The organism is Paenibacillus sp. FSL P2-0121 (assembly GCF_037975345.1).
Classification (GTDB): domain Bacteria; phylum Bacillota; class Bacilli; order Paenibacillales; family Paenibacillaceae; genus Paenibacillus_AQ; species Paenibacillus_AQ odorifer.
This window is the reverse complement of record NZ_CP150245.1, coordinates 4,571,153-4,594,402: the sequence shown is the minus strand read 5'-3', so window position 1 is coordinate 4,594,402 and position 23,250 is coordinate 4,571,153. Positions and strand designations below refer to the sequence as shown.

23 protein-coding genes are annotated in these 23,250 nt (G+C 42.1%); 17 read left to right on the top strand and 6 right to left on the bottom strand.

Annotation, left to right across the window (positions count from 1 at the left end; genetic code table 11):
- The first annotated feature begins 11 nt into the window (after positions 1 to 11).
- From MKY54_RS20420 to MKY54_RS20410, 3 genes are read left to right on the top strand one after another with little or no spacing between them, the layout of a single operon-like run.
- Positions 12 to 704, top strand: coding sequence for a copper homeostasis protein CutC (locus MKY54_RS20420; RefSeq protein WP_339187746.1), 693 nt, complete (start codon positions 12 to 14; stop codon positions 702 to 704).
- 28 nt (positions 705 to 732) lie between these two features.
- On the top strand, positions 733 to 1,683 hold the full coding sequence (locus tag MKY54_RS20415; protein WP_312148292.1) for an ROK family protein: 951 nt from the start codon (positions 733 to 735) through the stop codon (positions 1,681 to 1,683).
- A gap of 49 nt (positions 1,684 to 1,732) precedes the next feature.
- Positions 1,733 to 3,010 (top strand): alpha-L-fucosidase, encoded by a 1,278-nt coding sequence (locus MKY54_RS20410; RefSeq protein WP_076307753.1) that lies wholly within the window; start codon positions 1,733 to 1,735, stop codon positions 3,008 to 3,010.
- A gap of 392 nt (positions 3,011 to 3,402) precedes the next feature.
- Here MKY54_RS20410 and MKY54_RS20405 read toward each other — a convergent pair whose 3' ends face one another.
- A complete protein-coding gene (locus tag MKY54_RS20405) occupies positions 3,403 to 4,398 on the bottom strand; it encodes a hypothetical protein (RefSeq protein ID WP_076129887.1) in 996 nt (331 codons plus the stop codon).
- Positions 4,385 to 4,732: a PadR family transcriptional regulator gene (locus MKY54_RS20400; RefSeq protein ID WP_076129886.1), complete on the bottom strand. Its 348-nt coding sequence runs from the start codon at positions 4,730 to 4,732 to the stop codon at positions 4,385 to 4,387. Before MKY54_RS20400 ends, MKY54_RS20405 begins: the two co-directional genes overlap by 14 nt.
- Before the next feature lie 258 nt (positions 4,733 to 4,990).
- Here MKY54_RS20400 and MKY54_RS20395 point away from each other — a divergent pair, with 258 nt between their 5' ends.
- From MKY54_RS20395 to MKY54_RS20360, 8 genes are all read left to right on the top strand, one after another.
- On the top strand, positions 4,991 to 5,194 hold the full coding sequence (locus MKY54_RS20395) for a hypothetical protein (RefSeq protein ID WP_339187741.1): 204 nt from the start codon (positions 4,991 to 4,993) through the stop codon (positions 5,192 to 5,194).
- Between the two features lie 109 nt (positions 5,195 to 5,303).
- The gene (locus MKY54_RS20390) at positions 5,304 to 5,999 is read left to right on the top strand and encodes a response regulator transcription factor (protein WP_076281473.1); all 696 of its coding nucleotides are present in this window, start codon (positions 5,304 to 5,306) and stop codon (positions 5,997 to 5,999) included.
- Between the two features lies 1 nt (position 6,000).
- Complete coding sequence (locus MKY54_RS20385) at positions 6,001 to 7,341, top strand: HAMP domain-containing sensor histidine kinase (RefSeq protein ID WP_339187739.1); 1,341 nt, start codon at positions 6,001 to 6,003, stop codon at positions 7,339 to 7,341.
- Between the two features lie 98 nt (positions 7,342 to 7,439).
- Positions 7,440 to 8,153: a type II CAAX endopeptidase family protein gene (locus MKY54_RS20380; RefSeq protein ID WP_339187737.1), complete on the top strand. Its 714-nt coding sequence runs from the start codon at positions 7,440 to 7,442 to the stop codon at positions 8,151 to 8,153.
- 80 nt (positions 8,154 to 8,233) lie between these two features.
- Positions 8,234 to 8,701, top strand: coding sequence for a MarR family transcriptional regulator (locus tag MKY54_RS20375; RefSeq protein ID WP_076219998.1), 468 nt, complete (start codon positions 8,234 to 8,236; stop codon positions 8,699 to 8,701).
- Positions 8,702 to 8,788: 87 nt separating this feature from the next.
- Positions 8,789 to 9,760 carry a ring-cleaving dioxygenase gene (locus MKY54_RS20370; RefSeq protein WP_076190569.1) on the top strand — a complete coding sequence of 324 codons (972 nt, stop codon included), beginning with the start codon at positions 8,789 to 8,791 and terminating at the stop codon, positions 9,758 to 9,760.
- A gap of 26 nt (positions 9,761 to 9,786) precedes the next feature.
- The gene (locus MKY54_RS20365) at positions 9,787 to 10,848 is read left to right on the top strand and encodes an LLM class flavin-dependent oxidoreductase (protein ID WP_218642202.1); all 1,062 of its coding nucleotides are present in this window, start codon (positions 9,787 to 9,789) and stop codon (positions 10,846 to 10,848) included.
- Positions 10,849 to 10,938: 90 nt separating this feature from the next.
- Complete coding sequence (locus MKY54_RS20360; RefSeq protein WP_339187731.1) at positions 10,939 to 12,027, top strand: winged helix DNA-binding domain-containing protein; 1,089 nt, start codon at positions 10,939 to 10,941, stop codon at positions 12,025 to 12,027.
- A 469-nt stretch (positions 12,028 to 12,496) separates the two neighbouring features.
- Here the strand turns inward: MKY54_RS20360 and MKY54_RS20355 are convergent, their stop codons facing one another.
- Positions 12,497 to 14,422 carry an FAD-dependent oxidoreductase gene (locus MKY54_RS20355; protein ID WP_339187729.1) on the bottom strand — a complete coding sequence of 642 codons (1,926 nt, stop codon included), beginning with the start codon at positions 14,420 to 14,422 and terminating at the stop codon, positions 12,497 to 12,499.
- Between the two features lie 181 nt (positions 14,423 to 14,603).
- On the opposite strand from MKY54_RS20355, the gene MKY54_RS20350 reads away from it, so the two are divergent.
- A complete protein-coding gene (locus tag MKY54_RS20350; protein ID WP_036688994.1) occupies positions 14,604 to 15,125 on the top strand; it encodes a PadR family transcriptional regulator in 522 nt (173 codons plus the stop codon).
- 542 nt (positions 15,126 to 15,667) lie between these two features.
- Here the strand turns inward: MKY54_RS20350 and MKY54_RS20345 are convergent.
- Together MKY54_RS20345 and MKY54_RS20340 are read right to left on the bottom strand one after the other, a co-directional pair.
- Positions 15,668 to 16,936 (bottom strand): alkaline phosphatase, encoded by a 1,269-nt coding sequence (locus MKY54_RS20345; RefSeq protein WP_339187727.1) that lies wholly within the window; start codon positions 16,934 to 16,936, stop codon positions 15,668 to 15,670.
- A 128-nt stretch (positions 16,937 to 17,064) separates the two neighbouring features.
- Positions 17,065 to 17,673 carry an isoprenylcysteine carboxylmethyltransferase family protein gene (locus MKY54_RS20340; RefSeq protein ID WP_076301749.1) on the bottom strand — a complete coding sequence of 203 codons (609 nt, stop codon included), beginning with the start codon at positions 17,671 to 17,673 and terminating at the stop codon, positions 17,065 to 17,067.
- Between the two features lie 107 nt (positions 17,674 to 17,780).
- Between MKY54_RS20340 and MKY54_RS20335 the strand changes: the two genes are divergently transcribed.
- The gene (locus MKY54_RS20335) at positions 17,781 to 18,311 is read left to right on the top strand and encodes a hypothetical protein (RefSeq protein ID WP_076301748.1); all 531 of its coding nucleotides are present in this window, start codon (positions 17,781 to 17,783) and stop codon (positions 18,309 to 18,311) included.
- Here the strand turns inward: MKY54_RS20335 and MKY54_RS20330 are convergent.
- Complete coding sequence (locus tag MKY54_RS20330) at positions 18,281 to 18,829, bottom strand: MepB family protein (RefSeq protein ID WP_076301747.1); 549 nt, start codon at positions 18,827 to 18,829, stop codon at positions 18,281 to 18,283. The two genes, MKY54_RS20335 and MKY54_RS20330, sit on opposite strands and share 31 nt — an antisense overlap.
- A gap of 164 nt (positions 18,830 to 18,993) precedes the next feature.
- On the opposite strand from MKY54_RS20330, the gene MKY54_RS20325 reads away from it, so the two are divergent.
- The 4 genes from MKY54_RS20325 (at position 18,994) to MKY54_RS20310 (ending at position 23,241) form a co-directional block, all read left to right on the top strand.
- Positions 18,994 to 19,185, top strand: coding sequence for a cysteine-rich CWC family protein (locus MKY54_RS20325; protein WP_076301798.1), 192 nt, complete (start codon positions 18,994 to 18,996; stop codon positions 19,183 to 19,185).
- 85 nt (positions 19,186 to 19,270) lie between these two features.
- The gene (locus MKY54_RS20320) at positions 19,271 to 19,840 is read left to right on the top strand and encodes a hypothetical protein (RefSeq protein WP_076301746.1); all 570 of its coding nucleotides are present in this window, start codon (positions 19,271 to 19,273) and stop codon (positions 19,838 to 19,840) included.
- Positions 19,841 to 20,059: 219 nt separating this feature from the next.
- Positions 20,060 to 21,760 (top strand): molecular chaperone HscC, encoded by a 1,701-nt coding sequence (locus MKY54_RS20315; protein WP_076301745.1) that lies wholly within the window; start codon positions 20,060 to 20,062, stop codon positions 21,758 to 21,760.
- Positions 21,757 to 23,241 (top strand): J domain-containing protein, encoded by a 1,485-nt coding sequence (locus tag MKY54_RS20310; protein ID WP_339187723.1) that lies wholly within the window; start codon positions 21,757 to 21,759, stop codon positions 23,239 to 23,241. Before MKY54_RS20315 ends, MKY54_RS20310 begins: the two co-directional genes overlap by 4 nt.
- Positions 23,242 to 23,250 lie beyond the last annotated feature (9 nt).

The following is a 23,250-nucleotide window of genomic DNA, read 5'->3' as shown; positions in this document are numbered from 1 at the left end:
GGAGGAAAGTTATGAGATTGGAAGTCATCGCTACTTGTATGGACGATGCTCTTACAAGCGAAGCGAATGGGGCTGACCGCCTGGAGCTCATTACTGCGATTACGGAAGGCGGATTAACACCAGGGATAGGATTGGTGCAACAAGTTGCCAAATCGGTTAACATTCCTGCGTTTGTTATGGTTCGCCCGCACAGCCGTTCTTTTTGCTATTCAAAGTATGACATTTTGACCATGGCAGCAGAGATAAAGCAAATTGCAGCCAGCGGTGCGGCGGGGATTGTGCTTGGTGCGTTAACTCCGGAAGGGACTATCGACGAGCGAGCGCTTGAAACATTATTGCCGTTGACCGAGGGATTGCAAGTAACCTTCCACCGTGCTTTTGATGAGTTGAAGGATCAAATAGAAGGTTATCGAACGCTTTGTAAGTATCCGCAAATTACGCGTGTGCTCACTTCTGCCGGGCCAGGTCCGGCACCTGAAGCTATTCCTGCTATGCGGAAGCTAGTCGAGGAATCAAGGGGTAAAACGGTAAGTATACTGGCTGGAAGCGGTCTGAAGCCGGAAGGTATTACTTCATTTATACATCAGACTGGAGTAACAGAAGTGCATTTTGGGTCGGCTGTTCGTTATGATAAAGACGCTTTGTCGCCAATCGATCCAGCAGCCTTACGGGCGTTAGCGGAGAGTATTCATTCTAACGGCTAATAATAGATAGTGAAAAGGTGAATGGGTTATGCAGAAGGTTGAGAGCTACGTAGTTGGAATCGATTTAGGAGGCACAAAAATTGCCGCAGCATTGTTCGATTCAAAGGGGACCGTGTTGAAACGGGAATTGATGGAAACGGCTGGGGCACGTACCGCTAAAGAAGTGGTGCAGCGAATGATCGATATGATCCGCTCCGTATCCGAAGGGCGACCACTCACAGGAGTGGGTCTGGCTTCTCCCGGAGCTGTAAATAGCCAGGACGGGATCGTTATTCACGGCACCAATCTTCCGGAGTGGGACAATGTTCCACTGAAGCACTGGATGGAGTTGGAGCTAGGCGTTGAAGTAAAGGTAGTGAATGATGCGAACGCTGCGGCTTGGGGCGAGTATGTCCGAGGTGCTGGCAAAGGTGCAGACAACATGGTTTATGTTACCTTTAGCACAGGGATTGGAGCAGGTATCGTCATTGACGGCAAGCTGCTTCTTGGCAAAAATTCATTTGCTGGTGAACTAGGTCATAATATTATTGACCCGAACGGAACGGAATGCAGCTGTGGAAGATTCGGCTGCTGGGAAGTTTTCGCTTCGGGCACAGCGATTCGGGATATGGCGCTGCGAAGTATGGAGAGCAGACCGTCGATGATTACGGAACTGGCTAATATAAATGGAGAAAAAATTACTTCGCGGCACGTATTTGAAGCCATGGCACTTAACGATCCCGTGGCCGTCGAGGTTATTGACCGGAGTATTCATTATATGGCACTAGGTCTAGCCAATGCAGTACATACGTTCAATCCTGATCGGATCGTGATCGGTGGAGGCGTGAGTAAGGCTGGAGATTTGTTATTCCCTGCACTGGTGGAGAAGACGGAGCTATTTATCATGGATCCTTATAAGGGTACTTTTACAATTGAACCTGCCGCGCTCAAAGACGATGTAGGCCTAATTGGAGCAGCTGCATTATTTCATACCACTTAGGTGGAGTGAATGATTGATCACAGCTTTCATTAACGGAGGAGTTGGAGAGATGGGTACAAGAGAAGAAAGAACGAAATGGTTCTTACAGGATAGGTTCGGGATGTTTATCCATTGGGGATTATATTCAATTCCTGCTAGAGGGGAATGGATACGCGGCAACGAGCGGATGAGTAGAGAGCATTACATGACGTATTTCGATGAATTTGACGCCTCTCGATATGACCCGAAGAAATGGGCAAGTGCAGCCAAAGCTGCGGGTCAGAAATATGCTGTGCTTACGACCAAACATCATGACGGGTTCTGTCTGTTCGATAGTAAGCTGACTGATTTCAAAGCGACTAATACGCCTGCTGGGCGTGATCTAGTGCGGGAATATGTAGACGCTTTCCGTGCTGAAGGGATTGCAGTAGGTCTATATTACTCTATCATAGACTGGCACCATGAGGATTATCCCGGATATGGAGATAAGGCACATCCTGATCGGGATAACGAAGCGGTCAAAGATAAGCCGATTGATTTCGATAGATACTTAGAGTATATGCATGGGCAAGTAAAGGAACTGCTCACCAATTACGGTAAAATCGACATTATGTGGTTTGACTTCTCCTACGATAATATGACAGGGGAGAAGTGGAAGGCGACGGAGCTTATCCGGATGATTCGTTCCATACAACCTGATATTATTATCGACAATCGATTAGGTGGCAATATTCGTGCGGCAGAACCTGAGGAGTATGCTGGAGATTTCTTCTCCCCCGAGCAGATCATTCCGCCTGGCGGCATTGTTGACGTAAACGGCCAATCCATCCCTTGGGAAGCCTGCATTACCCTGAATGACAACTGGGGTTATCATTCCGAGGATAAGAATTATAAATCGACCAAGCAAGTCATCCGTACGATGGTCGAATGTATCAGTAAGAATGGTAACCTGCTCCTCAATGTTGGACCAGATGCCAAAGGTGAAATGACGCGGGAATCCCTGGTTATCCTTGACGAAGTTGGGGAGTGGATGCGCCTTAATGGAGATAGTATTTATGGATGCGGGAAGTCTTTGCTACCTAAGCCAGAGTGGGGACGTTATACGCAAAAGGGCAATAAATTGTATGCGCATGTCTACGACCGTGGAATTGGCCCGATCTATTTCCAAGGTCTGAAAGGGAAGATTAAAAAGGCAAGATTACTACGTGATGGTACCGAGCTAAAGGTGGAGGTGCCGTGGATGGCTGAGGAATATTCGGATGTTGACGGTGGAGCTTTTATTACATTAAAAGGCGCGATGTTACCTGATGAGATGGATACGGTTATCGAGCTTGAACTATTTAATTAAATCAGAAGGAGTTGTCCGATATGCCCTGAATGGCTGCTGAGACAACTCCTTTTTTTCGTATTCTTCGCCAACATTTGCACATACGAAACACCTATCGGACACAGATGACTCTAAACCCAGAAATATCGCACTTTTGGGATGCCAACGGACCGCATAGCCGCTATTGCCTTAAAACACCACCGATTTGGAGCTGATTCTAGGGAATAGCGTCATTGGAGTCCGAAGCCCTGTTCCAAAGGCAGAAAATGTGCAAATAACGTCATCTGGGTCCGCAACTCTCAGAGGGGGGTGACAATGTTGAAGCTGTTGAAGCATTTGAAGCAGGCATTCAACGAGTCAGAAAACAAAGCGGCGATTCTCCAAATAACAGGAGAATCGCCGTTCTGTGAATACTAAAGGCGAGCCTTGCGGAAGCCCTCATATATATTGAGGACCGCGACTAAAATCAAGATTGCTATTCCTCCACCTACTAGTCCCGTTTCAAATTGGTTAGCTGTAGTGTTTAATAAATTAGACATGTAATTAATAAATTCTTGGTTGAATACACTCGGATTTATAAGGATAACAGCGAATACAATAAGTACAATGAGCTCAAGGACCGTATTACATAATGCTAATTCTCTAGTCCATTGTCTCTTGATTAATTTATATATAGTTAACGCGACTTCCAATCCGATCACAATAAGAATAATTGGCCAATAATCAAGTAATACATGCTGATTAAAAGCTGGGGCTACGAAGTTAAGTGCGCCTTCACCGCCTCTATAGACTCTGATCAGGTGTTCAGCATTAAAATAAACAGTAGCCCAAATGGCAGTCCACAGTAAACTTCCGAACACTTCGAAGCTTGTAATTGCTTTTTTCTTATGGACAAGCGCGATATCCTTCAAATCATCAGGAGTCCATTTCCTTAATTTTGTAGTAAGAGGATGACCTTCCTTTCCTTTATCCGCCCGTTCGATAATAGCGAACACAACAGTTATCCAGAAAAAGACTTGGATGCCTACTTCAAGAAAGGTTCCAATTCCTGTACTTATAACTGCAGTAACAATATCCGCAACTGTTTTATCGCCGCTGTAGCCAATCAAGTAATCAGCAACCAGAGCGATTAAAGAAACAACTACAGCGATGGGTATAATCATTTTTAATAACGTAACATATAAATCAAAATAGCGTGGGCCGATGAGATACATGGGCTGATCGCGGTACTCACTAGCTAAAATAGCTGGATTGCCCAATTTTGCAAGGACGGCTTTTACCTCTTTTTCGTCATAATCATCCGGTAACATATCCTCGATGGTTGATCGTAATTCTAATGCGATGTCTTCCCGATTTTGTTCTGGTAACCTCCGAGTAACTTCATGAATGTAAATCTCAATCAGCTTCATGGTCATCCTCCCCTTGTAATAGGCCGTAGAGTTCTTTCGAATTCTTAAGCCATTCTTCCTTTAGCTGTAAAAAAATCTCTACGCCATAGTCACTTAGAACATAATACTTACGGGGTCTGCTCTCGGATGTGTCCCAGCTGCTCGTCACTAATTCCTGTTTCTCTAATCGGCGAAGTAATGGATATAGGGTGCTTTGATCGATGATGATGCTGGATTCCTCCAACAATTGAACGAGCGAATATCCATACTGGGGTGTTCGTAATTGACTTAAAACGGCTAGCGTTAACGTACCTCTTCTAAGCTCTGTGATTAAAGAATTTAATAAAGTACTCATTCACCCACCTCATTATTTAAAATATAAGAATTTATAATCTCTTATAAATTGTTCTTATATTTTTGGTTTAGACGCTTACTGTCCTTAAGAGGACGTCGAAGTCGTTTATACTTACTATGTGTCATACAGTATTCGATCTATACTATGCATCATACACTATTGTTGTTCCAACATCAATTGAATAAAATAATCTTCTGAGAAATAAATAAGAAGATTTTTCTATTTTGTGAAGCAGTTTGATTAAAAGGAGGTCGTGAAATGATTCCATTTTTTAGTGACATCCCGAATGCTTCTACATGGGAGGTAGTTGAACCGGTTCATAAGGGCAGAGAGTTATTGTTGAGAACGGCGGAGATTTCCTATTATGATCTGAAAAAACGGGAGTATGATCATTACGAAGTCGAGGAACTTGGAATTATTGATTTTAATAGATTTGATTATGGTGATCCATGGGTATTTTAATCATGATGTTCCAGATGTATTCTTTAGGCTTTATATACCGAAGTGGTATTGGCAAGTTATACTGAGTGAAAAGACTCAGCTATTTGAGAATAGTTAGGGGAATTAAGCGATGAATATACTGATTGCTGAAGATGAAACTGATATAAGAAAACTAGTGAAAATACATTTAGAAGATCGATCCTATCGAGTATTCGAAGCCAAGGATGGCATTGAGGCTTTAGAGGTTGTTAATCAACATGAAATAAATCTTGCCATTCTGGATATTGTAATGCCCAGGCTTGATGGGCTTAATCTGCTGCGACGGATAAGAGAGAAAAGCCATATTCCGGTTATCTTGTTAACTGCCCGCGGTGAAGAAATTGATAAGATAGTGGGCTTAGGCCTTGGAGCAGACGATTATATGGTGAAGCCATTTAGTGCTTCAGAGCTTGTGGCTAGGGTTGAGGCGCAGCTGAGACGAAGAAATGTATACGATCTTAGCCAATCGATAACTGAAGAAACAATCCAACATAGAGAATTGAAGCTGAATTTAAAGGAATGTATGTTGTACATAAATGAAAGTCCAGTTCTTCTAAATGCCAAGGAATATAAGGTGTTACAATGTCTGATGCAGAGTCCTAATCAAATTTTTACGCCCAAAAAGTTATATGCAGCGGCGTGGGAAGAAGATTTCTATAGTGATAATAATACGATTATGGTTACCATCAGCCGTCTAAGGAATAAGATCGAACGGGACCCACACCATCCCGAATATATCGTTACAGTGCGTGGACTAGGTTACAAATTCTACAACCCAGGTAAATAAGATGAGAAAACAAAATATATCCTATCAATTGTTAAAAAACTATATCGCGATCTTTCTTATAACAACGGTTATAACGATATTGGTGATTATTGCTTTGTTTTGCATGAACAGGCTGGGATCTAAGGACATTATTTATAATCAGTTAACGGCTGCTAAGCTTATGCAAAATGACTATCAAAGAATTGACACTAGTGTTGTTAATGATGTCGGGGGCAGTTTACAGGTTGTGAATTACAATTACGAAGTCATACATTCCATTGGCAACAATCCATTTACGTCCAAGCAGATTAGTGTCAAAGAATTTACGGATTTTCTAATGAATACTGGCGCTAACAAAGATATGATCACTGTTGAATATAATGAGCAGGAACAATTTTGGCTGATCGTCTCTTTACCTATACAAGTGAAAATGACAGGTAGTTTCCATTGGAATTCAGATTCACCTATGCAGGATCATACCCTTCAAATGCTTGGGTTTATTGGGTTAGGTTATTTGTTGATTCTGATTCTAAGCACGATGATTTATGCGAGAATTACGGCGGTTAGTTTCATTAAACCCTTAGACCAGTTGTCCGCTGCTGTTGAAAAAGTTAAGAATGGGGATTATTCAGCAAGAGTGCAGGTAGGCGGGAATAGGGAGTTTAGTCAACTGGAGCAGGCTTTTAATCATATGGCAGAAGTGATTCAGATCCAGACCTCGTTAAAAGAACAGAGTGAAAACAATCGAAAAAATCTAATATTGGATATATCCCATGATTTAAAAAATCCATTAACAAGTATTATGGGTTACGCAGAGCTTGAACTAAAAGAACAGGGGAGCGGTCGGATAGAACATTTGGAATTTGCCAAAATAATATACGAAAATAGTATCCGTGCCAATGTATTGATTCAGGGTTTGTTTGAATTATCGAGAATGGAAAGTCCCGAATTCCGCTTGGATGTTACAACAGATGATTTCTCAGAATATTTGAGAGAAGAAATGATACATATGTTGCCCGAGCTTGAGGCTGCGGGTCTGATCCCTGATTTTGTAATCGAGCCAGAAGAAATAATTCTACAGTTTGATAAAAAAAGAATGAATCGAGTATTCTCAAACCTGCTTTATAATGCCATCGCTTATCAGGAGCAAGGTTCTACGTTTCAAGTTGTGCTGGAAAAGGTGAATGATGGAGCCAAGCTTACTTTTATTAATTACGGCCAACCATCAGCCTTGAACCCGGCAGGTTCTGGATTAGGGCTACTCATTGTTCGAAAAATAATAGCTGCTCATGGAGGGACTGTTCAGCTGAATACGCAAGATAACCAGTTTGAAATTATAATTGAGCTGAACCGGCAAATTTAAGGTCTATGTAAGATTACATTAAGTCGTATGAAATTTCCCAATGCTAAAATGGTTGATATTCAGTCTATTAACAATTTTACTTGGGGGATTAGATTATAATGATTGATGAAAAATTAAGTAAAAGGCAATTGATCTTGGGCATTATATTAGCAGTAATGTACTTTTTAGGATTGTTCTCCATTCTCTTGATCAGGCCGGTTATGGGAATTCTTAACCATGTTTTTATTTGGCAGCCAGAACAACAAAATCGAATGGCCTTACTGTTGAATAGTCTGATCTACATAGGAGTGATTATAGGTTTTAGGAGATTCTATAAACAAGCTATTCAAGATTTCAGACAATACTGGGTCCGTAATATGTTATGGATGGTTTGGGGACTTTGTTTGATTATTATCATCGGAAGTATGTTGATCCCCACACTAATTTCCATTTTTCATCCTATTACAAAGTCTGTTAATGAGGTGGATTTACGGGCAATGTTGTCCTCGTATCCATTTATTTTTACAGTGAACGTGGTATGGATTGGCCCCGTGATTGAAGAATTAGTGTATCGGGTTACCATTTTTAGAACGATCCGCAGGAAAAGTCGTCTTCTGGCTTATCTGATATCCTCCTTTTTATTTGGCTTTCAACATGTCTATAGAGCCGTGGTGTTCCAGAGCAACTATAACGAAATGTGGAATATCTTCTCCTATATGGCTGCTGGATTAATCTTTGCCTACCTATATGAGAAAAGAAAAAATATATTAGTGCCTATAGGCGCGCACATGTTTAGTAATGGTTTATCTGTGCTTCTCTATTTCTTAAGTTAATACGAAACTTGACTTCATATCAGATTACTAGTAAACTGATAATCAAGTAGATCCAATTCCAAAGTAATGGATGTGGCATAATGCGAGACAATGGATTCACTGAAGACAACAAACTAAGCTTATTGATCTGGCTGCGGCTGGTAAGAGTTTATGACAATAGTAACGATCTTTCCAATGAGTTCTTGAAGCAGTTTGATTTAACGGTTAGCCAGTTTGATGCGTTAGTACAAATACTATTACATCAGCCTGTGACACAGATGGAAATGGCCGAGCATTTAACCATTACTAAAGGTGGAGTATCACATATGCTTGGCAGATTAGAAAAAGAAGGATGGATTGAACGCAAGCAGGATTGGAAGGTGAAGTATATTTCTTTAACTGAAAAGGGCCAGGCGCTTATCGAGAAGGTTCTTCCTTTGCAATCGGATTTCCAAGCTTCGTTATTCGATCCACTGACGGACGACGAGAAGAAAGTATTTTACAGCATGCTTAAGAAGATTCACCGCCATAGCCTGAATGAGAATCGAATTCCACAAGGAGTTCAGTAGTATTGTAAAAGCTTTATTCTGAATAAAGCTTCCTTTTTTCAGCATCAGTTTACTAGTAAACCATAATCATATTAGGAGGAAATTAAAATGAGCCAACCACAAATAACCGGACAACATCATGTATCAATGATTACTAAAGACGCTAAACAAAACCTATGGTTTTATACAGAAGTACTGGGACTAAGACTTGTCAAAAAAACCGTAAATCAGGACGATCCAACCATGTACCATTTATTCTATGGCAACTCTAATGGCGCTCCAGGCACCGAGGTATCCTTTTTTGAAATGCCGAATGCAGGCCAGACCCGGAAAGGAACGAACAGTATTTCTGCAATCTCTCTTCTCGTTCCTAGCGATGAGGCTTTAGTATATTGGGCTAGCAGATTAGATACATTTGAAGTTGCTCATGAAGCTATCGTAAGTATAGAGGAGCGCAATTCGCTTACTTTTCAGGATAGTGATGAATTAACGGTTCATCTGGTTTCCGCAGAAAAAGATAATGTGACTCAGCTGGTAGAACCTTGGATTACTGATGATATTCCACCACAATATGCCATTGTTGGATTGGGTCCCGTTGAATTGACTGTCCGTGAGGCTAGCCGTACAAAGGCTGTTTTGGAGGATATTTTAGGCTATACACAAGTTCGTAGAGTTCCATCTATGGGTGATCCGAAGGTTATGGTGGATATTTATGAAACAGCTAAAGGCGGCTTGTACACTGAACTTCAGCTCAAAGAAGTTAATGATCAAGACCGGGAAAGACCGGGAAGAGGGAGTATCCATCATGTGGCTATAAGAGTGAAGGATCTGGAAGAATTAACCGCATGGGCTGCTAAAATCACAGCTGCAGGGTTCAAGAACACAGGGGTCATTGATCGTTATTACTTCCATTCCTTGTATTTCCGTGATCCGAACCATATTCTTTTCGAGCTTGCTACAGATGGTCCAGGGTTTGAGATTGATGAATCTTTTGACACATTGGGCGAGAATTTGACCTTGCCTTCTTTTCTGGAAGAACGCCGGGAAGAGATTGCATCGAAGCTTCATCCTATCCAATAATACAGCGAAGAAAGTAGGACATCATCATGATGGAACAATATAGAATCGACGAGAATAAGGGTTTAGAAATAGGTTTATACACATTAGGTGATCATGTTGCAGATGCCTTAACAGGTAAACCAATCAGTGAACGACAACGGATTCAAGAGATCATTGCTGCCGCCAAATTAGCAGAGGATGCTGGATTAGATGTGTTTGGAGTGGGGGAGAGTCATCAGCCGAAATTTATTACTTCAGCAGCATCGGTCGTACTTGGAGCTATAGCAAACGCAACGGAACGAATCAAACTCATCAGTTCAGCGACTGTATTGAGCACAGCGGATCCTGTACGTGTACATGAAGAATTTTCGACATTGGATTTGTTATCCGGAGGCAGAGCAGAGATTGTTGCTGGACGTGGATCACGATTAGGAGCTTATGAACTGTTCGGATATGACGTGAGGGATTATGAAGAATTGTTCGAAGAGAAGATTGAATTGCTTATGAAAATAAATAACGAAAAAAGAATTACCTGGGAAGGGCAATTCCGTCCTGCTCTAAATGATATGGAGATTTTTCCGAAGCCACTGAGTGGTAAACTGCCCATCTGGAGAGCGGTTGGAGGACCTCCGGCAAGTGCAGTTAAGGCAGGAAGAATGGGCATCCCGATGATGCTGGCTGTTCTAGGTGGACCTGCTTCAGCGTTCAAGACCTCTGTGAATATGTATCGTCAAGTTGCCGCACAATCAGGTTTTAATCCGGCTGAGCTGCCGGTGGGTACAACCACCCTTTTATATATCGATAAAGATTCACAGCAAGCGTTCCGTAACTATTACCCTTATTTAAATCACATGATGAAAGAGCTTCGTGGATCAGCGTACCCTAAAGACCAATTTGCTGAAGCCATGAGTGTGAGAAATGCGCTGCTCGTAGGCAGCCCACAACAGGTTATTGAAAAAATCCTTTATCAACATGAGCTGTACGGACACAATCGTTTTCTGGCTCAGATTGATATTGGTGGTTTACCTTATGCTCAGGTTGAGCAAATCATTGATTTGTTGGGATCGGTAGTCGCACCAGCCGTAAGACGGGCCACAGCTAAGAAATAAGAAAAACTATGAGATTGGAAAAAATTATATTAAAATTATTCCAATAAGGTTAAACGATGGTTTGAGAAGGATCACTTAAGGAGGCAAAGTGTGACGAATAAAATGATAGCTGCGCAACGTTTATATAACCAGAAGATCGTTGATTCCAAGCTAATCAAGCCCGAACAGGTCGTTAAAGAATTAGGGGCAGTACAGGCGCAGGATTACATGCAGGCGATGTGGGCGATCGGGTTACGTATTCCATCTTCGAGTTTAGCTGATATAGAGCGTGCTATCGCTGATCGCAAGATGATTCTGAATTGGACGCTGCGAGGTACGCTTCATTTTGTCCCACCGGAAGATGTAAAGTGGATGCATCAGCTATCTGTGCCGCGTTTAGCAGGACAAACAAAGCGGCGGAATGCAGAGCTTGGGCTAGATGATCAGACACTAGAACGTTGTAGACATATTATAGTTAATGCTTTACAAGGTGGAAAGCAGCTAGATCGTGCACTTCTACTTCAACTTATAGAAGAAGAAGGTATTCACACAGGGAACCAGCGTGGTTATCATATGTTGTGGAATGTTGCGTACCAAGGGTTGATTTGTTTCGGACCGATGAATGGTAAGCAGCAAACGATTGTTTTGTTAGAGGAATGGGTGCCACAGTTTCGAGAACTTTCTTACGATGAGTCATTGTATGAACTCGCTCGGAGATATTTCACCGGACATGGTTTAGCAACTGTTCAAGATTTTGCTTGGTGGGCAGGCATAACCCTCACCGATGCTAGAAGAGGTCTGGAAGCGGCCAAAAGTCAACTGCAATCAGAGGTTATTGATGGCAGTGAGTATTGGATGTCTGCTGATCGGCTAGAGCCAGCTGCTGAGGACTCCGGCGTTCATCTGGTTCCGGGTTTTGATGAGTACATTCTGGGTTATAAAGACCGAAGTGCCGTTCTAGAGCCCGACGTTGCTCCTTTAATAGTTCCGGGGAATAATGGTGTTTTTCTTCCGACGATTGTTGTGGAGGGTCAGGTGGTGGGTACATGGAAAAGAACCCTAAAGACCAAGGGGATTGAGATTATGATCCATCCTTTTGCCGAGCTGGGCGATACGGAAAAGTTGGTTCTTAAAGAAGCTGAGCGATATGCCTCATTTATTGGGCTGCCGATACTCAAAATGATTGTGAGTGGTCATTGAGATGAGTATTTCACTATTCTCACCATTCTCACCATTCTGATCATTCTCACCATTTTCATCTTTCTTACCATACTTTTGTGTGCTTCTTTCTCGCTAACGGACACCGTTGCACTTATTAGCACCTAAATGCTGATTTACTGAGCTTTTCGGACTCCAATGCAGTTATTCCCGTCGCAGCACCTCTTTTGACCCCTATTTTTGCGGAATAGCGGCATCTGGGTCCGATAGATTCGTAAAAAGGCTATTTTTAGCTCAATAGCGTCTCCTGAGTCCGAACGGCATAATGGGTGAAGGGTGAAGGGTGAAGGGTGAAGGGTGAAGGGTGAAGGGTGAAGGGTGAAGGGTGAAGGGTGAAGGATTAAATGGATACCGATTACCGAATAGCCGCTCACGAATGCACTCTGAGTAAAAAATAACCCGGCAGGGCGGATCTGCCGGGTTATTTTCATGAAGCATATAGTTAGCTTAATTAGATTCGTCTAGCTAATTCAGCGCCTTCCCAAATCGCATTCAGCGCTCTACGCGCTTGCACCGCATCGCCAATTACATGATAAGGGATGGAGCTTTCCTCCAAGAAATCCTGAAGGATTTGTTTGTTGAGGGCGCGTGAACCTACAGCAATTACTACATAATCAGCAGGTAGGCTGTGACGTTCGCCGTCTTTTTCAACAATTACGCTATCCCCTTGAATCGCCATACATTTGCTGTTGGTCATTAATTCAACGCCATGTCCATATAGACTTTCCATGACACAGATTTTCCGCAGAAGCCCTAGATCATTAGCAACATCAGCTTGCATTTCAACTACAGTGATTTGATGTCCGCGCTCTACAAGCAGTTCTGCGACCTCAAGCCCCACTAAACCACCGCCGATAATAACGACTCTTCCTTCTGGATGAACCGTTCCCCATAACACATCATGTGAATTGACCACATGTGAACTGTCGATGCCTTCCACAGGCGGAATAATAGGAGAAGATCCGATTGCAAGAATGACCTCATCTGGAGCAATTTCCTGGATTAATTCAGGTGTAACCTCTGTATTCATTCGAATGTCTATACCTTCACGTTTAGCGGTTTCTCCCATATTCAGAGCGGCTGCAGCCATTTCCTCTTTACGTGGTGCGGCACCGGCAATATAAAGCTGTCCGCCCAGAATGTCATTTTTTTCGCATAATATTGGATGATGCCCACGTCGTTTCAGGGTGACAGCTGCTTCTAATCCGCCAGGGCCACCACCAGCAATAAGTACTTTTTTGGGGATACCCGTTTGCTGCAATTCATATTCACTTTCACGACCGGTTGCAGGATTAAACACACAGCTGATAAATGGAACATTAGGATTCACGAATCCATCGAAGCAGCCTTGGTCGCAACCCACACATTTAACGATCGTGTCTGCACGTCCGGCTAAAGCTTTATTGCAGAATTCCGGATCTGCCAGCTGCGCACGCCCAATGGCTACAAAATCAGCCAAACCCTCCGCAATAATCCGGTCTGCAATTGCTGGATCATTAATACGGCCTACGGCAATAACAGGGATGTTAACCACAGATTTAATTTGTGCTGCGTTATCTACATTGAAGCCTACAGGTAAATCGATCGGCGGAACTTCATATTTAATCGCAGCGCCAGCAGGGACCCCACGAGATACATTAATAGCATCAATTCCAGCTTCTTCAGCGAGCTTTGAGAAGAGCTTCATATCTTCCAGCGTAAGTCCGCCCGGTAGATCCTCAATCGCAGAGATTCTCATCAAGATAGGGAACCCAGGTCCAACCGCTTTCCGGATAGCCCGGATACAAGCCAGCGGGAAGCGGCAGCGATTCTCCCAAGAACCGCCGTACTCATCCTGACGAAAATTCATTGCAGGACTTAGAAATTGTTGGGGCAAATAACCATGGCCGGCATGGAATTCCACACTGTCAAATCCGGCTTTCTTCGCACGTAATGCTGTATCTGCGTAAGCTTGAACCATCTCGCCGACTTCATGATGCGCAAGTTCACGTGGTATATGAGTCACGCCTTCAAACGGAACAGGTGAAGAGGAGACCTGAATTAGGTTGGGAGTTACTTTACCTCCATGCCATAACTGTAGACAGCTTTTGCCTCCTGCCTCTCGAATAGCTAATGCTAATTGAGCCATACCTGGAATGAATTTATCATCATAAAGGGCAGGAGCATCATCGGAGGCCGCCGTTGGGTGAATAGTTGTTACTTCTACAGTATTTAAGCCGTTGCCGCCTATAGCTCGTGCTACATGGTAATCAATCAGACGATCACTGACGTATCCACCCGGCGCATTCATTTTCGTGCCCATCGCTGGTAAAATGACCCGGTTCTTAAGCTCCATATTTCCGATTGTGCCCTTGCTAAATAAATGTGTGAATTCCATATGATAACTTCCTCTCTACATATAGGTTGAAAATAAATAGGTTATTTTAACCTATATTAGCGAAAGAACAGGGTGGAAGTATGTGCAAAAAATCACGAGTGATTTGGCAGGAATGTAGTAATTGAGGTAATATAAGAAAATGATGAACCGGATACGTATTCCGGAAGCCCGGAGGATGATTATGGATATTGAAGTTTTGATTCTGGCCCAATTAATGAAAGGGGCCAAACATGGTTATGAAATTAAAAAAAACATTATTTTTGTAATGGGCAATGATAAAATCGTAAACAATAACTCGCTTTATCCAAAGCTGAAATTATTTGAAAAGCGAAAATGGGTAATCAAAAAAACGGAAATTCAGGAACGCCGGCCTAAACGTTATGTATATTCTATAACTACTGAGGGTGAGGAGCGGTTTAACACCTGCTTAACAGAATTTACGCTGGAGACTATTCGAATTGATAATGAATGGTCTATTCGTCTTGCTTATTATGAGCTTTTGGATCAGGAGACACGTAGAAGATTGCTTGATTACAGAGAGACTTATATGAACGAAAAGCTGGACCATTTACAGCAGTTATCCAAAGTAGTTGGCAATAGTGAGGATATGGATTACTCTGAGGAGCTCTATTTTTACACCAGAAGTATGGTTTTACGAGAGATCGAGTTAATTAAGGAGCTGTCACGTAAATTAGAAGCATAAGGAAACCGTTGGATTAGCTATAAAAATAGAATTTTATAAACACACCTCGCTGTAATCGTTAATTAACGGTATATTTGTAAAATCGATTCATAGTTTAGCTTTAGGTTTTCCGCTTGTGATTGATATCATCATCTTTATTTTGGGTTTGATCATATTGGGAATCGAATATTTCACATCAGATTAGTTGAACCCCTCTCCAGAGAGGTGGGCATAGAACTGGATGATGAGAGTGCGCTTTTTCAAGCACAAATGAAGGATTCTGCGGCTTCTATTCCTTATGTAAAGCTTGGTGAAACCATCCACTAATTCGCAGATCGAAAAGCAACGTTTAAACTTGAGTCAATCTGGCAGCCTTTTTGAGTTCAAATAGTAAAGATTATGAGCCTGGAGCAACGATCAGAGGATTTCATCTGACAGGTAAATGGGCGGATCAGACTAAGGATATCATTTTTGTTGTGCGAACAGATGCTAAGTAAATACTGTATTTTAAAATAAAAAAGACTACCCAGAAAAAAATCTGGCTAGTCTTTTATTATTTGCTTTTATTTTTTGGCTTTAAAACCTGCTGCTTGCATAAGCTTGGTGAATACTTCGGTGTTTTCGTAGATTCCAGTAAATAATTGTGCATTTTTGCCCATAGCTGTGATTGGAATATCAACCGCAGTATGGCCTGAGGTCGTCCAGTCCACTACAAAATTGTGTTTGGAATTGGCGATGGCGAATGGACCGTCTTCTTTGGATATGCCGTCACCGGACTCATCATCTGCGTCAACTGCTTCAATAGAAAATCCGCCGGTCTCATGGTCGGCAAGCACTAGAACCAGTGTATCTGGATTCTTTTTGGCGAAGTCTTTGGCTACTTGCACGGATTTATCCAGTTCTTGACCTGATTTAATCGTCATTTTAGCGTTGTTTTGGTGTGCAAATTCGTCAGTGCCTTCTTCTTCCACCATAAGGAAAAATCCCTTTTTATTTGTTGCTAGCGTATCTATAGCCTTCTTAGTCATCTCAGGCAGCGATACCACCGGATTATAAATATCTCCTTCACCCTCAGGCTTTTGCTGGAACATTTCCTCGTTTGCGAATATTCCAAGCAGCTTGCCGTCTTTTGCTTTTTGCATATCCGCTTTGTTCGTTACATAGGTGTAGCCCAATTGTTTAGCTTTATCCACAAGGTTACCTTGCGTTCCTTTGCTTTTTTCTGAAGGATCTTCAGCGGGTTCATCTGGGAATTTGCCGGGATTGCCTGCCGGGTACCAGAAATCCTCACCCCCACCGAGCAGAACATCAACCTTGCTCTTTGTCAGAAGCTGAAGAGCGATATCACTTTGCTTTGAGCGGTCTTCAACGTGAGCACCAAATGCGGCGCCAGTCGCGTCTGTAATCTGACTAGTAGTAACGACACCAGTTGATTTCCCGGCATCTTTAGCATGTTCCATAATGGTCTTAACACTTTTTTTATCGGCATCCATTCCGATAGCGCCATTATAAGTCTTCACACCGCTGGCATAAGCAGAAGCAGAAGCTGCCGAATCTGTAACAGGGACAGTAGAGCTTGTATGAATTAATCCAACGTATGGCATGGAATCCATTGCTAGATTTCCTTTTTCACCTACGGTGGCAAGCCGGATGGCATCACGCTGAGCAGCACCCATTCCGTCTCCAATAAACAGAATTACATTTCTTGTGTTCGAAGATGCTGCGTCTGCTTGATTAGGTGCATTTGTAGTGACTATGCTGGATACAAAAAGAGCAGTTGCCGCTGTCGCTACAATTGCTGTTCTGACGCCATACTTTTTCGGTGATTTCATAATTTCCCTCCTAATGTATGTTTACAGTCTCATATTATAGTAGTTACATTAAGAGAATGTTTTCTTGACTTGTAAAAAATGTAAAATGATATAGCGAATATAAATTATCGGAGCTGTGATAAAAGATTTTAAAATAAAAAATATCTGGGTGTATTATTGGCATATTGGATATATTCGTCTCCGAATACGGACTTTAAATGTTGCTCTTCTTGAAGAATTAGTAAATGAATCGCGGCAATGTTAAGAATGAATATTAGGAGTGTTAACAGATTGGGGTACATCAGATACAATCCCAAAAACATGAGATCAAACCCGACAAATGCAGCGTTTCTACTATATTTATAAATACCGTGTGTGATGAGTTTGGTTACAGTAGTCTTATCAATCCCAACTCTCCATGAAGTGCGCATAGCAATCATAGCTTGAATGAAAATGGAACATCCGAGGGCTGCTACACCCACACCGCTAAAGTGAATTACAGGAATATCAAACGTTTTGCCTACAAGTGTAACCATAAAGGACTCTGCTACGGAAAAAACAAACCATGCTGCGCCCCATAAAAAAGTAGAGGTTTTTACCAATAGCTCGGTATAATGGATCTTAGATAGTTTAGCGCCTTTAGCCAGAACGTTTCCTTTAATGTGGTTTTTCTTGTAAAGTATAAGGAGCTTTAATAGATAAGAAATTAGGAAGATGCAGAAAAGAAGTAGAGATAGGATATTTTTAAAATCGCTCATTTTAATTTCCTCCTCACTAATACATATGAATGATTGCTCATATGTTTGTTTATATCTTATTTCCTAATATTGTACATGTCAACTAATTATTGATTTAGGGGGATATCGTGAAAATAAGAGTATACAAAAAACGGTGGCTATGGGTATTGGTTATCGCGGTTATTGTACTTGCAGGTACTGTAATCGGTATGCTGGTTACGCAAACTGGGCTTGCAACCTTTACTTCCAATGCTTATGGAGTCTCTTTGAAGTATCCAACGGAATGGGTCTTAGATTCAGCAGATGATGAGAAGGGTCAGGGGAAGGATGGTTTTTTTCAATTATCAGCTATGTCTGGAGAGGGACAATCAATAGATGAAGTAGCTGAAATCATTACCTCCCATCAGCTGAAGCCTTATGGCTCCAATCCGCAAATTACTGAACTGACATTAGAGAGGTTGAAAGAGGAAGAGAAGGCAAAGTTGATTATGCCTTCTGCTGACCAAGGGGAGGAATGGAATCATCAAGCGGCGCTTATAATTAAATATCCCGAAGCGGTGAAAATAGGAGATGATGTATACTATTATTTTATTTTGCAGGGCGATAAGGAACATGTGGAGGAGATAGGTCAGACCGTAAGATTTACGGGTAAACCGTAAAGTGCTTGCGCACGAAGGTAGTCTACGGGTTTATTTGCAGGGATATCCAAGAAATATTCCGACTGCCATGTTTGCGTTTTTTGAGCTTGGCGACTCGTGGGAATGTCCCAAGGCGGGTAGACTCGAAAAGCTCTTTTTCCACCTTCACCTTTATCAGATAGAATATCTTGTTCTCTTAGGACAGCTTTTGGAAAAATAAATTGGCCAAAGTGATTCCCATTTCGTGTACTTATAACGAAGAGATCAGCAGGATCTGAGATGTCATAGGGTTGGATGGGATGATCTCCAATTCGCTCCCATAGTGTCACAAATTGCCCGACTTTAGTGGGTGTGATTTTAGCCACCCGGAATCTAATGGCCAGCGCATTTAAGGTAAAGATATATGCTCCGTATTCCGCATTTTGCGGTTCAAGAATTGGTTCGGAGCAATCAAACCTGCATGGATTATATACTTCTTCCATGGTAGCAAGTAAGTCACTATGTAGGGTATCTAAAAAGCTCAGCTTCTTATCATTCATCTGTTATTCTCCCATTTGAGTTCGTAATGTTCACTATCTTAATGCAAGTGAACCGAGTTCACAAGTGTAGGAATAATAGAGAAACTGAAGTTGGATTTATTTTATTGATATGGTTTTCCAAAGAAAAATAGTTTGTGATTTTTGGGGGAGTAGAAATTTTGGATATGATGAACATACTGGTTGAAGAACGCCATTGTCCTTTATGTAAAGAATTGAATCGTTGTGGCGCTGAAGGCGGTGACTGTTGGTGTTTCCATACAGAAATTCCACTCGAATTGCAAGAACAGATCCCGGAAGAACTGAGAGGGAAAGCTTGTATCTGCCAAAAATGCGTAGAAGTATTTAATAAACATTAACGGGGATTTTAATTAACTCTCGACGAAAACCGTAATTTCATTGTATATAATTAAAGTGTAATCTAAAAAAATAATGGAGGCGCAGATGAGGAAGCCAATAATTGCAGTAGATATGGATGATACAATTTGCCATCTAGTGAAGCGAGCCATATACCATAATAATAATGATTTTCCCACGCATCTGCTGCGGTATGAGGAAATGCTTGATTGGAATACGGATCATTTACGTCATCCGGATTGTACACAAGAGATTTTCTATGGGCGGCCCGGTCTGTATGAAGAGCTTGAACTGTTTGACGAACATGTCGTAGGAGAAATGGAGAAGCTGCATAACGCTTATGATGTAATTATAGTTACGGCAGCCCAACCCCAGTCGGTGGTGGAAAAATGGAACTGGCTGCAGAAGCATATGCCGTTTATTCCGATTGAAAATTTCTTTACCTGTAAGCGGAAAAATCTTATTAACTACGATCTATTGATCGATGACGGGGTGCATAACCTGGTTCCGGCATTGCAGGAGGGAAGAAAAGTGCTTTGTATTCCGCATCCATGGAATTTGCGGGCCCGTGAACAATATGCTTTTCCATTATTGACCTCATGGGAAGGTGCAAAAGAGAAGATAGATCAGCTGTTAGGACGTCCAGAGAACGAATGAGACTGTTTTTTTATAGATGATGTACAGAAAAATATCCTCCGCCAAAAAATGAAGGTATCCCATTAGCCATTGTGGCTTTTGAGATACCTTTTTTATGTCTATTGCAGAAGCACAATTTCATTATTATGCTCTGGATGTAAATATGTTGAATTAGTGACATTTCGATTCTTGGACTCTTTTCTTTGTATATTATTGTATATAAAAGGAGTGGAGATAGTAGTGAGAACAATCGGAATTGATTTAGGAACGACCTATAGTCTTGCTGCTTATTGGGACGGCAGTCAGGCTGTAATTATTCCCAATGTACTCGGGGAGCATGTAACACCCTCGATTGTTAGTGTAGATGCAGGGGGAGAAGTATTAGTTGGAAGAATCGCACAGGAAAGACTGATTACACATCCACAGTTAACCGCCTCGACTTTTAAGCGCTTTATGGGATCAGCAAAGAAATACACCCTAGGTACGATGACTTTTACTCCTGAAGAGTTATCTTCTTTTGTTCTGCGATCACTGAAAGAGGATGCGGAAAATCATCTAGGTGAGTCCGTAACGAAAGCTATAATCAGTGTTCCGGCTTATTTCAATGATGTTCAGCGGAAAGCAACTAAGAAAGCGGCTGAGATGGCTGGTTTACAAGTAGAGCGGCTTATTAGTGAACCTACGGCGGCAGCACTCGCTTATGGCCTGCATCAGAATCAGGAGACTTCATTTCTTGTTTTTGATTTGGGTGGAGGAACCTTTGATGTGTCAATCCTAGAGCTTTTCGAAGGGGTAATGGATGTTAAGTCGATAGCCGGAGATAACTATCTTGGCGGGGAAGATTTCACAGAGATACTAGTGGCCTATTTTATCCAAAAGAATAAGCTGGACGCTGAATCGTTAACACCAATAACGAGGTCGATGTTGTATAAGCAGGCTGAGCAGAGTAAACGAATTCTTGGTACAGAGTCTGCTGCGACTATGCGGATAGTTATTAAAGAGGAAGAATACGTGCTGACTATAGAACGCTCAGAGCTTGAGCAATTGGTACAACCATTACTAATACGTCTAAGACAGCCGATAGAAAGAGCATTGCGGGATGCTTCTCTGCAGCCTTCCGATCTGGATGGGATTGTGATGATTGGGGGTGCGACTAAAATGCCTCTGATTAAGCAAATTATCAGCCGTATGTTCGGGAAAATGCCTTATGCGAATATCAGCCCAGATGAGACCGTCGCACTGGGAGCTGCGGTTCAGGTGGCGCTGAAGCAGCGTGATCAAGCGCTGGATGAAATGATTTTGACGGACGTTTGCCCCTATACATTAGGAACCAGTGTTCTGCGAAGAGGTTCAAGCGGACAAACGTCATCTGGACATTACTTTCCGATCATTGAACGTAACACTCCGATTCCTGTTAGCCGGGTAGAACGTCTATATACAGCCGCAGATAATCAAAAGATCATAAGTGTGGATGTGTATCAGGGGGAGAGTCCTCGCGTTGAAAATAATCTTTTCCTGGGAGAAATGGAGTTTCAGATTCCGCAAGCACCTCGGGGAGAAGAAAGTATAGATGTCAGATATACATATGATGTGAATGGGATTCTTGAGGTGGAGGTTACAACCGTTTCAACAGGTCAGAAGCATCAGATGATCATTGAGCAAAATGCTGGTGCAATGACGAAAAAGCAAATTGAAGCTCGTTTACTGGAACTGCGGAGTATCAAAATTCATCCGCGTGAGCGTACCGAGAACAGGCTTCTGCTTGCTAGAGGTGAGCGTTTATATGAAGAGGTGCTTGGGGACCAACGGAAATTTATCGCACAGTGTCTGAAAGTATTCGAAGATGCGTTATATACTCAGAACGAAAAAGTGATTGAAAAAGCGGCACAAGCTTTCAATGAGCAATTGGCGGAAATTGAAGGGTGGTCATACTTCACATGACAATCTGGAGTATGTTGGAGATTGAACCCACAGATGAACTAGCTATCATCAAGAAAGCCTATGCCAAAAAACTGAAATCGCATCACCCCGAAGATGACCCTGAAGGATACCAACAGCTTAGAGAAGCTTATGATACAGCTGTGATATGGGCCCGCTCCGGGCAGCGTATAGCAAGTACTGTCCCTTCATTTATAGGTGAGGATAAGAAAGAAATAGCAGAAGCAATATCAAAAGAAATAGAAAAAATGGTGATACAAGCAGAAACAGTAATACGAGTAGATGAAGCTGAGGAGGAAGAAAGCGAGGAGGAAGAACAAGAAGTTGCGGAGGAAGACACCGAGGAAGAAGTAGAAGGGGCTACTACTATACCGCATGAAAACGAGTGGGCGCTGTTTCGCCCACTTCCCATTCAACTTGATGCTGATCTTCAAGAACAGCCAGCAGATATTTTTGACAGACAAATTAGGGAACTGTATGCGGACTTCTCGCGCCGGATTCAACAAGCTTCGTGGCATTCACTTTTGAATGAAGATTTCATGTGGAGTATAGAGCATCGTGATCGGCTAAGGGATAAGCTTATGTTGTTCCTTGATCAGCATCGGAATTTGCCTCATGCCGTATGGGAGGCGTTGGATTCATTTTTTCATTTTCGTGAGGACAAGGAAATATTTCTTCAACGTTATGATAATAAGTTAGTCGAGTACATACTGGGGCAGGTCGACGGAAGCATGGAGATGCGTTATGAGTGTTTCCTTTTGCAGGAGTCTCTTGAGTTTGACATAGAACACTATCTAAATCTGAGGCAATCCGCTCAATTCATGCTGATGGAGGATAAACATACTGAAGCGGGTCAACTGCTCGACGAAGCAAATAAGCTGTTTCAGTATGATCCTGATCTGCAATTATTGCGAGCTAAGAATTGTCTGGATACTGCTGATTATATGGAAGCGCTGGTGTGCTTGGACCGAGTAACCACTATGTGGCCTAACGAAAGAGACGGTTACTTATTAAGAGGGCGGCTTCTCTACTATTTGCAGCGTTATGAGGAAGCGATGAAGGATTGTGAATATTTGTTGCAAGAGGATGCTGGAAATAGAGATGTGCAATGTTTAATTCTGGAATGTAAGATTGCATGTTCTCAAATTGAGGAAGCTCTTACACAAACGGAGACTAATGAGCCTAAAAAGGACGAGTTCATTCATTTTCGTTACCTTGCGAATAAGTCCATGTTGAAGAACAAAAAACTGTATCCACAACGTCTTCGTATCTCTTCGCTCGTAAGCATTGGAAAGAGCATTATAGGGTCTATATTATTCTATCTATTGGTTTTCCTGAAATTAAGCTGGTTCTATATTTTGGTATATACCATATATTATTTTTCAGTTTCTGAGCTTCCCCCACTTGTCAATGCGGTGTTCATTCTTATTTTTCTATGGAAAATCAGGAAGATTTGCAAAACAGCATACCTATTCTCGAACTAATATCAGGAG

Excerpts from the sequence above, each read along its gene's own strand:
- MKY54_RS20420 (WP_339187746.1), top strand. The coding sequence starts at position 12 with ATGAGATTGGAAGTCATCGCTACTTGTATGGACGATGCTCTTACAAGC.
- MKY54_RS20415 (WP_312148292.1), top strand. The coding sequence starts at position 733 with ATGCAGAAGGTTGAGAGCTACGTAGTTGGAATCGATTTAGGAGGCACA.
- MKY54_RS20410 (WP_076307753.1), top strand. The coding sequence starts at position 1,733 with ATGGGTACAAGAGAAGAAAGAACGAAATGGTTCTTACAGGATAGGTTC.
- MKY54_RS20405 (WP_076129887.1), bottom strand. The coding sequence starts at position 4,398 with ATGAAGCTGATTGAGATTTACATTCATGAAGTTACTCGGAGGTTACCA.
- MKY54_RS20400 (WP_076129886.1), bottom strand. The coding sequence starts at position 4,732 with ATGAGTACTTTATTAAATTCTTTAATCACAGAGCTTAGAAGAGGTACG.
- MKY54_RS20395 (WP_339187741.1), top strand. The coding sequence starts at position 4,991 with ATGATTCCATTTTTTAGTGACATCCCGAATGCTTCTACATGGGAGGTA.
- MKY54_RS20390 (WP_076281473.1), top strand. The coding sequence starts at position 5,304 with ATGAATATACTGATTGCTGAAGATGAAACTGATATAAGAAAACTAGTG.
- MKY54_RS20385 (WP_339187739.1), top strand. The coding sequence starts at position 6,001 with ATGAGAAAACAAAATATATCCTATCAATTGTTAAAAAACTATATCGCG.
- MKY54_RS20380 (WP_339187737.1), top strand. The coding sequence starts at position 7,440 with ATGATTGATGAAAAATTAAGTAAAAGGCAATTGATCTTGGGCATTATA.
- MKY54_RS20375 (WP_076219998.1), top strand. The coding sequence starts at position 8,234 with ATGCGAGACAATGGATTCACTGAAGACAACAAACTAAGCTTATTGATC.
- MKY54_RS20370 (WP_076190569.1), top strand. The coding sequence starts at position 8,789 with ATGAGCCAACCACAAATAACCGGACAACATCATGTATCAATGATTACT.
- MKY54_RS20365 (WP_218642202.1), top strand. The coding sequence starts at position 9,787 with ATGATGGAACAATATAGAATCGACGAGAATAAGGGTTTAGAAATAGGT.
- MKY54_RS20355 (WP_339187729.1), bottom strand. The coding sequence starts at position 14,422 with ATGGAATTCACACATTTATTTAGCAAGGGCACAATCGGAAATATGGAG.
- MKY54_RS20350 (WP_036688994.1), top strand. The coding sequence starts at position 14,604 with ATGGATATTGAAGTTTTGATTCTGGCCCAATTAATGAAAGGGGCCAAA.
- MKY54_RS20345 (WP_339187727.1), bottom strand. The coding sequence starts at position 16,936 with ATGAAATCACCGAAAAAGTATGGCGTCAGAACAGCAATTGTAGCGACA.
- MKY54_RS20340 (WP_076301749.1), bottom strand. The coding sequence starts at position 17,673 with ATGAGCGATTTTAAAAATATCCTATCTCTACTTCTTTTCTGCATCTTC.
- MKY54_RS20330 (WP_076301747.1), bottom strand. The coding sequence starts at position 18,829 with ATGAATGATAAGAAGCTGAGCTTTTTAGATACCCTACATAGTGACTTA.
- MKY54_RS20325 (WP_076301798.1), top strand. The coding sequence starts at position 18,994 with ATGATGAACATACTGGTTGAAGAACGCCATTGTCCTTTATGTAAAGAA.
- MKY54_RS20320 (WP_076301746.1), top strand. The coding sequence starts at position 19,271 with ATGAGGAAGCCAATAATTGCAGTAGATATGGATGATACAATTTGCCAT.
- MKY54_RS20310 (WP_339187723.1), top strand. The coding sequence starts at position 21,757 with ATGACAATCTGGAGTATGTTGGAGATTGAACCCACAGATGAACTAGCT.